Origin of the sequence: Staphylococcus americanisciuri (assembly GCF_024814435.1) — a bacterium.
Lineage (GTDB): Bacteria > Bacillota > Bacilli > Staphylococcales > Staphylococcaceae > Staphylococcus > Staphylococcus americanisciuri.
This window is the reverse complement of record NZ_JANUXY010000027.1, coordinates 1-565: the sequence shown is the minus strand read 5'-3', so window position 1 is coordinate 565 and position 565 is coordinate 1. Positions and strand designations below refer to the sequence as shown.

1 protein-coding gene is annotated in these 565 nt (G+C 38.8%); it reads right to left on the bottom strand.

Annotation, left to right across the window (positions count from 1 at the left end; genetic code table 11):
* A partial coding sequence (locus NXS11_RS11185) for a reverse transcriptase domain-containing protein (protein ID WP_259201284.1) occupies positions 1-496 on the bottom strand: 496 nt, incomplete at its 3' end.
* Between the last annotated feature and the right edge of the window lie 69 nt (positions 497-565).

Here is a 565-nt window from a genome sequence, read left to right as displayed (position 1 = left end):
CTTGAACATGTCGTTCAAATAGATACATGAGCTTGTCATGGTTCAACATATCGAAACACTGTTTTAAATCACAATCAACTGCGACTGAATAACCATCTTCATAGTACGTTGCACATTCTTTGAGTGCTGTTCCTGTACTGCGGTTCGGTCTAAAGCCATGACTGTGTTTTGAGAATGTACGGTCAATGCTTGGTTCAATCACTTGTTTAATGGCTTGTTGGATAACTCTGTCTCTCGCGACAGGGATTCCAAGTACACGCTTCTTCCCATTTGGTTTTGGGATTTCAACTTTCCTTACTGCTTGTGGTTTATATGTGCCATCAAGCAGTTTCTTTCTAATTTGTGGAAAGTATTGCGCAAAATGTCCATTAAGTTCACTGACCTTCATACCATCAATACCTGGTGCTCCTTTGTTTTTCTTGACTCTCTTGATGGCTCTTTCAATGTTACTTGGTCTTACAACAAGCTCCATTAATGTTGGAGACTCACGATACATTTCTTTCATTTCACCTAAGATTTACTGTACACACTTATATATCCTTTTTCGTTCCACTACTTATCTTTC